Source organism: Moraxella sp. CTOTU48268 (assembly GCF_032069585.1).
In the GTDB taxonomy this organism is placed as follows: domain Bacteria; phylum Pseudomonadota; class Gammaproteobacteria; order Pseudomonadales; family Moraxellaceae; genus Faucicola; species Faucicola cinerea.
In genome coordinates this window covers 56,358-62,950 of record NZ_DAMALV010000010.1, presented here as the reverse complement: position 1 = coordinate 62,950, position 6,593 = coordinate 56,358, and the positions used below count along the sequence as shown (strand labels likewise).

General features: G+C 42.4%; 9 protein-coding genes. All 9 read right to left on the bottom strand.

Annotation, left to right across the window (positions count from 1 at the left end; genetic code table 11):
• Nucleotides 1-93 precede the first annotated feature (93 nt).
• The 9 genes from rpoZ to ychF all read right to left on the bottom strand — a co-directional run bounded on the left by rpoZ (nucleotide 94) and on the right by ychF (nucleotide 6,570).
• Entirely contained in the window at nucleotides 94-360 is a 267-nt protein-coding gene (gene rpoZ, locus RT143_RS05565; RefSeq protein ID WP_313091716.1) for a DNA-directed RNA polymerase subunit omega, read from the bottom strand.
• 81 nt (nucleotides 361-441) lie between these two features.
• A complete protein-coding gene (locus RT143_RS05560; RefSeq protein WP_313091715.1) occupies nucleotides 442-876 on the bottom strand; it encodes a ClpXP protease specificity-enhancing factor in 435 nt (144 codons plus the stop codon).
• A gap of 25 nt (nucleotides 877-901) precedes the next feature.
• Nucleotides 902-1,513 (bottom strand): glutathione S-transferase N-terminal domain-containing protein, encoded by a 612-nt coding sequence (locus RT143_RS05555; RefSeq protein WP_313091714.1) that lies wholly within the window; start codon nucleotides 1,511-1,513, stop codon nucleotides 902-904.
• Between the two features lie 148 nt (nucleotides 1,514-1,661).
• Nucleotides 1,662-2,375: a cytochrome c1 gene (locus RT143_RS05550; protein WP_007116514.1), complete on the bottom strand. Its 714-nt coding sequence runs from the start codon at nucleotides 2,373-2,375 to the stop codon at nucleotides 1,662-1,664.
• A complete protein-coding gene (locus RT143_RS05545; RefSeq protein ID WP_313091735.1) occupies nucleotides 2,375-3,592 on the bottom strand; it encodes a cytochrome b in 1,218 nt (405 codons plus the stop codon). Before RT143_RS05545 ends, RT143_RS05550 begins: the two co-directional genes overlap by 1 nt.
• A 19-nt stretch (nucleotides 3,593-3,611) precedes the next feature.
• Nucleotides 3,612-4,196, bottom strand: a complete 585-nt coding sequence (gene petA / locus RT143_RS05540) for a ubiquinol-cytochrome c reductase iron-sulfur subunit (protein WP_007116512.1) — start codon at nucleotides 4,194-4,196, stop codon at nucleotides 3,612-3,614.
• A 250-nt stretch (nucleotides 4,197-4,446) separates the two neighbouring features.
• Nucleotides 4,447-4,833: a 30S ribosomal protein S9 gene (gene rpsI / locus RT143_RS05535; protein ID WP_007116510.1), complete on the bottom strand. Its 387-nt coding sequence runs from the start codon at nucleotides 4,831-4,833 to the stop codon at nucleotides 4,447-4,449.
• A 10-nt stretch (nucleotides 4,834-4,843) separates the two neighbouring features.
• Complete coding sequence (gene rplM / locus RT143_RS05530) at nucleotides 4,844-5,272, bottom strand: 50S ribosomal protein L13 (protein ID WP_007116509.1); 429 nt, start codon at nucleotides 5,270-5,272, stop codon at nucleotides 4,844-4,846.
• 206 nt (nucleotides 5,273-5,478) lie between these two features.
• Nucleotides 5,479-6,570 (bottom strand): redox-regulated ATPase YchF, encoded by a 1,092-nt coding sequence (ychF, locus tag RT143_RS05525; RefSeq protein ID WP_060994771.1) that lies wholly within the window; start codon nucleotides 6,568-6,570, stop codon nucleotides 5,479-5,481.
• Nucleotides 6,571-6,593 lie beyond the last annotated feature (23 nt).

The following is a 6,593-nucleotide window of genomic DNA, read 5'->3' as shown; positions in this document are numbered from 1 at the left end:
ATTCCACGTTTAATTCAACTAAAAAGTCACCTAAAAAAGGTGACTCTTTATAAAATAATAGTCGCTAACTATTAACAGTAGCTTAAGCTAGCGTTAGAATCCATGACCACTTGAAATGCTCAAATCAACATGGTGAAATTTGTTAGGCAATTCGCGCTCAGGTTGGTTTAAGATTTCTTTAGTCACCAGTCCATCAGCGATTTCGCGTAGGGCAAGTACGGTTGGTTTATCATTTTCACGCTCAACCATAGGTTCTGATACACCGCGTGCGATTTGGCGCGCACGTTTACTGGCAACAAGAATCAAATCAAAACGGTTTTGGATATTTTCTAGACAATCTTCTACAGTGACACGTGCCATGACTATGCTTATCCTATTCAAAACTAAAAAAGTAATTGATTATTTTAACAAAATTAAACCCATATTGCCAGTGACAATGCACTAATCCAAGATTTTTAACCCTGCTTTGTTCTCACGTTTTGGACGTTGTGCTTCGGTGGACTCCGCTGGTTGACTGGCGTTGATTTCAGATTGCGGGGCATTATCGTATTCGGTTGGGTCAAAGAACATGCCTTGTGAATTTTCTCTGGCATAAATTCCCATCACCGCTTGCATCGGTACCCATAATTCTTGCGAAACACCGCCAAATCGCGCATGAAAATTAATAAAATCATTATTAATAACTAAATTACCTGTAGCGCGGCTAGCGATATTAAGTACGATACGACCATCTTGCACGTATTCGATAGGCACCGTGACATTGGGCTGTGTCGTATCGACCATGATATGTGGGGTCAGGTTATTGTCTTCAAGCCATTCAAAAATAGCGCGTACCATATAAGGGCGAGTCGGGGTGAGTTGAAAGTCGTTTTCCATGGTGATTCTCTTATTTTAATGATTACTATTTTAAACTAGTTTTAAAGGTTGGGCGATTAAACATCCGCTCCATATATTGATACAACGGACGGCACAGGTGCAGCGGCAATTCAATACCCATGGGTTTTAAGCGATATAAAATCGATGACAAAATGCAATCACATACACCCATGGTATCTGAAAGAAAAAAAGCTTTATGGGCAAACAGCGGCGCTATGGTAACCAGTGATTCAGTCAGTTGCTTTCTTGCAATCTTTGCTTGATTGACATCTAAGGTATCCTTATCGGTCAATAGCGTATCTGCTAATTTAACCCAGTCTTTCTCAATGCGCCACCATAATTGACGGTATTGTGCCTTTTCAATCGGATTTTCAGGTAGCAGTTTGTTCTGATGATAGCGCTCTTCAAGGTATTCAAAAATAATGCGATTATTATATAAAATCAATTCGCGATGAATGAATACCGGCAGCGTGTTGTAAGGATTGATATCAGGTAAATCTTCCGCAAAATTCTCATCATCACGAATGTTTGTCTCGCTAAATTCTATTTTTTTCTCAAGTAAAACCAGTCTTAATTGGTGACTTAGGTAGCCATCATCGGCATAAATCAACGGGGTGTTCGAAGTAGGGGTCAACATAATTAAAAATAATAAGCTGTATCAGCGTAAAGGATAAGCCTAGCTTAAAATGACTGAATTAGCAATAACTGTGAAAGTTATCGTAGCAACCAAGCAATAAATGCGCATAAAAAAAGGCAGCCTAAGCTACCTTTTTTTGTATCAACCCTTATTTAACGTCTTTCCAAAATTCTTTATTGAGTAAGTACACTGGAATTAATAACGCAAGTAAGAATAAGATGACCCAAAACCCATATACTTTACGTTGGTGCGCTTGCGGCTCTGCCATCCACGCCATAAAGTTGACGATATCACCAATATTACGACGATATTCTTCTTTTGAGGTATTCATTTGCATATCATGAAGGACGAACGGCATGGCAACATTCGGCAGTACGATATTGTTGGCACCCCAAGGACGACTTGGATCTTCATAGAAGGCTAACAAGTAAGTATAAACCCAATCATTACCACGTAGACGGGTTTCAAGTGACAAGTCAGGTGGCTGTGCACCAAACCAAGCCTTTTGAAGCTCTGGGTCCACGCCTGCATTGATGTGGTCACCGACTTGGTCAGTGGTCAGCATCAAGTATTTTTCCACCAATTCTTTTGGAATGTCCAAGTCTTTGTACATTTTTGAGTAGCGAACATACTGTGCTGAGTGACAGCCTGCACAGTAACTCATGAATAATGACGCACCACGTTGAATTGACGCTTTATTGGTCAAATCTACAGGGGCGGTTTCACACGCCAAATGCGCTTCTTTACCATCAACTGTTTTGTAAGTGCCACAGCCGCCTTCGCTGGCTTGTGCGGCTGTCGCGCCCAAACCTAATGCAACTGTCAAACCCAATCCAGCAACTAATTTTTTAACCGCTTTCATTAGTGACCTCCAGTTACACGTTCAGGTGGCTGTTTGCAAGTTTCAATCGATGTATAGATTGGCATTAGCAAGAAAAACAAGAAATACAAAATAGTACAAATACGTGCCACAATCGTTGCGGTATCACTTGATGGAATTACCCCTAAGTAGCCTAAGATCAAGAAACTAACAACAAAGATAGCAAGTGCAATTTTTGACAACATACCTTTATAACGCATTGAACGCACAGGCGATTTGTCTAACCAAGGCAATACAAATAAAATAGCAATTGATGCTGCCATCACAATAACACCCGGCAGGGCTGAACCAAACATAGATGGAGTTGCACGTAACATCGCATAAAAAGGCGTATAGTACCAAACAGGGGCAATGTGAGCAGGTGTCTTAAGTGGGTTTGCTGCTTCAAAGTTTGGTGGCTCAAGGAAGAAACCGCCGCCTTCTGGGAAGAAGAATACCACGGTAAAGAAAACGATAAAGAATACCACGATACCAATCATATCATGTACGGTGTAGTATGGGTGGAAAGCCACACCATCAAGAGGTACACCATTTTTATCTTTAAGTTTTTTGATATCGATACCATCTGGGTTATTAGAACCAACATGATGCAATGCTACCAAGTGAACAAATACCAGACCCACTAAAATCAAAGGAATCGCAACAACGTGCAAGGCGAAGAAACGGTTTAGGGTAATACCTGAGATGATATAGTCACCTTTTACCCATTCTCCTAATGCATCACCAATAAATGGAATCGCGGCTGGTAAGTTTAAAATAACCTGCGCACCCCAGAAAGACATATTACCCCAAGGTAATAAGTAACCGAAGAAACCTTCTGCCATTAAGCACAGATAGATACCCATACCGATGAGCCAAACAAGTTCACGGGGTTTTTGGTATGAACCATATAACAAGCCACGGAACATATGCAGATACACGACCACGAAGAATGCCGAAGCACCGGTTGAGTGCATATAACGGATTAACCAACCACCTTGTACATCACGCATAATATATTCTACAGAAGCAAATGCGCCTTCTGCACTTGGGTTGAACATCATGGTTAGCCAAATACCCGTCACTAACTGATTGACCAATACCACCATTGATAATACGCCAAAGAAGTACCAAAAGTTGAAATTCTTTGGTGCGTAATACTTTGACATATGGTATTCATAAGTTTCTGTCGCTGGAAAGCGCGCATCCACCCAATGCATAAATTTCTTTGCACTCATATTATGCCCCCACCGTTAAGATAGTACCGCTGATGCTATACTCAGGAACTGGCAAATTACGAGGCGCAGGTTGACCCTTAAAAACACGTCCAGCTAAGTCATACTTTGAGCCGTGACAGGGGCATAAAAATCCGCCAACCCAGCTGCTGCCACCCAAATCTGCTGCGCCGACATCAGGACGATAACCTGGTGCACAACCTAAGTGAGTACAAACCCCTTCACACACTAGAACTTCACTATTGTCTTTTGAGCGGCTATTATTTTTGCAGTAGTCAGGTTGTAATGAACCTTCTGATTTTGGATCGGCAAGTGATGATTCTACTTTTGATAAATTATCCATCATCTCTTTGGTACGTTTGACAAGATAAATTGGTTTACCACGATATTTGATAACAATCATTTGTCCTGCTTCGAGTTTGCTTAGGTCTTGGCTAACAGGTGCGCCCGCAGCTTCTGCTTTTGCACTTGGATACCATGAACGCACAAACGGCGTAGCAATAGCAGCGACACCGACTGCGCCCATAGCGGCAGTGGATGCGATTAAAACTCTTCGACGCTTAACGTCGACGCCTTCGGCATGGCTCATTAAGAACTCCTCCAGATTAATGAAGTGGGTAACCATATTCCCACACTGGGTTTGTGGCTATTGTAAATCAGTTGTTACAGAATTGCCACCTTAGCTGTGCCTAAATTACGCTAATTTTGCTATTTTATGCTATTTTTGCAATAAAATAAATTACCTAAGGTAAATAAAAAAGACCCTTGCAGTAAACAAGAGTCTTTTTTGTAAACGCCAAAAAACGCGGTCGATACGAGAATTTCGACCACGAAAAATATTAACGTTTTGAGAATTGGGGACGTTTACGTGCTTTACGTAAGCCCAATTTTTTACGTTCAACTTCACGCGCGTCACGAGTCACAAAGCCCGCTTCTTTAAGCGCTGGTTTTAAAGTTTCGTCTGACTCGATCAATGCACGGGTAATACCGTGGCGAATCGCGCCTGCTTGACCATTGATACCGCCACCTTTTACAGTCACATAAATATCATATTTGCTAGCGGCATCCAGTAATTCTAAAGGTTGACGAACAACCATTACTGATGTTTCACGACCAAAGTATTGATCAAGTGGCTTACCATTGACGACGATGTTACCTGTACCCGCAGATAAGAACACACGAGCTGTTGAAGTTTTACGACGACCTGTACCGTAATTGCGTTCCATGTGTTACTCCTTAGATATCTAATACTTGAGGTTGTTGAGCAGTATGAGGATGCTCAGTACCTGAGTAAACTTTTAACTTTTTAATCATCGCATAGCCCAATGGGCCTTTTGGCAACATACCTTTAACCGCTTTGTTAAGTACGTCAGCAGGTTTGTGTGCGATAAGTTTGGTAAAGTTAGTCTCTCTGATACCACCTGGGTAACCGGTGTGACGGTAGTATTTTTTGTCTTGCGCTTTTTTACCAGTCACAGCAACTTTCTCAGCATTAATCACAACGATATAATCGCCTGTGTCAACGTGAGGGGTGTAAGAAGGCTTATGCTTGCCACGTAAGCGTGATGCGATTTCGCTCGCCAAGCGACCTAATGTTTTACCTTCAGCGTCGACGATGTACCAATCGTGTGTCACTTCATGTGGTTTAGCACTGATAGTTTTCATGTTTAAAAACCTTTTTGAGTTAATAGTTGAGAGTGAGTGTCTGGGAAACGAGGGCTCTCAAAATTACGAACGCATATTATAGGGATTAAGATAGTGACTTGCAATACAAGTCAAGCATTTTTAAAAAATAAACTTGCAAAAAATAGGCAACTAAAATTGCCTATTTATATCAATCATATTATGTCAATCAAGCCATGAGTGCACAATCAGACATTAAATCTAAAGTGCATGACATCGCCATCTTGCACGATGTAGGTTTTACCTTCAAGGCGAGATTTACCGGCCGCTGCCGCGCCTTTTTCACCGTTATATTCAATAAAATCATCAAACGCAATCACTTCGGCACGGATAAAACCACGCTCAAAGTCGGTATGAATCACGCCTGCTGCTTCTGGTGCGGTGGCACCCACTTTGACCGTCCAAGCGCGTACTTCTTTGACCCCTGCGGTAAAATACGTTTGCATATTAAGCAGCTCATAACCTGCGCGAATCACCCGATCAAGCCCTGCCTCAGTCATACCCATACTTTCTAAAAACTCTTGTTTTTCATCGTCATCCAGCTGGGCGATTTCTGATTCGATTTGGTTGCATAGCGCGACCACCAACGCATCATCTTTTGCCGCAAATTCCCGTACTTGGTCAAGATAAGGATTGTTGTCAAAGCCATCCTCGCTCACGTTGGCAATGTACATGGTCGGTTTTAGGGTAATTAAACCATAGCTGCGGATGAGTTTTTTCTCATCCTCATCCAGATTTGCCATGCGCGCAGGTTTACCATCGGCTAAAAATGGCTCAATTTTGTTAAACACATCCAGCATGGCTTTGGCGTCTTTATCACCGCCTTTGGCTTTTTTACCCACATTGATAATCGCACGGCTGACGGCTTCAAGGTCAGCTAAGGCAAGTTCGGTGTTGATGGTTTCGATATCAGATAATGGGTTGACGCGTCCATCGACGTGAATCACGTTGTCATCATCAAAGCAGCGTACCACATGGGCAATCGCATCGGTTTCACGGATATTGGCTAAGAACTGATTACCCATGCCTTCGCCTTTGGATGCGCCTGCCACTAGACCTGCGATATCCACAAACTCCATTGAGGTGGGCACAACGCGCTCAGGTTTGACGATATCGGCAAGTTGTTTGAGACGTGGGTCGGGTACAGGCACAATCCCAGTATTGGGATCTTTGGTACAAAACGGGAAGTTTTCTGCCGCAATCCCAGCTTTGGTCAATGCGTTAAACAGGGTTGATTTACCAACATTTGGCAGTCCGACGATACCACAATTAAAGCCCATACAATGCTCACTAAATAAAGGGT

Excerpts from the sequence above, each read along its gene's own strand:
- RT143_RS05555 (WP_313091714.1), bottom strand. The coding sequence starts at position 1,513 with ATGTTGACCCCTACTTCGAACACCCCGTTGATTTATGCCGATGATGGC.
- ychF (WP_060994771.1), bottom strand. The coding sequence starts at position 6,570 with ATGGGCTTTAATTGTGGTATCGTCGGACTGCCAAATGTTGGTAAATCA.
- rpoZ (WP_313091716.1), bottom strand. The coding sequence starts at position 360 with ATGGCACGTGTCACTGTAGAAGATTGTCTAGAAAATATCCAAAACCGT.
- RT143_RS05560 (WP_313091715.1), bottom strand. The coding sequence starts at position 876 with ATGGAAAACGACTTTCAACTCACCCCGACTCGCCCTTATATGGTACGC.
- RT143_RS05545 (WP_313091735.1), bottom strand. The coding sequence starts at position 3,592 with ATGCATTGGGTGGATGCGCGCTTTCCAGCGACAGAAACTTATGAATAC.
- petA (WP_007116512.1), bottom strand. The coding sequence starts at position 4,196 with ATGAGCCATGCCGAAGGCGTCGACGTTAAGCGTCGAAGAGTTTTAATC.
- rplM (WP_007116509.1), bottom strand. The coding sequence starts at position 5,272 with ATGAAAACTATCAGTGCTAAACCACATGAAGTGACACACGATTGGTAC.
- rpsI (WP_007116510.1), bottom strand. The coding sequence starts at position 4,833 with ATGGAACGCAATTACGGTACAGGTCGTCGTAAAACTTCAACAGCTCGT.
- RT143_RS05550 (WP_007116514.1), bottom strand. The coding sequence starts at position 2,375 with ATGAAAGCGGTTAAAAAATTAGTTGCTGGATTGGGTTTGACAGTTGCA.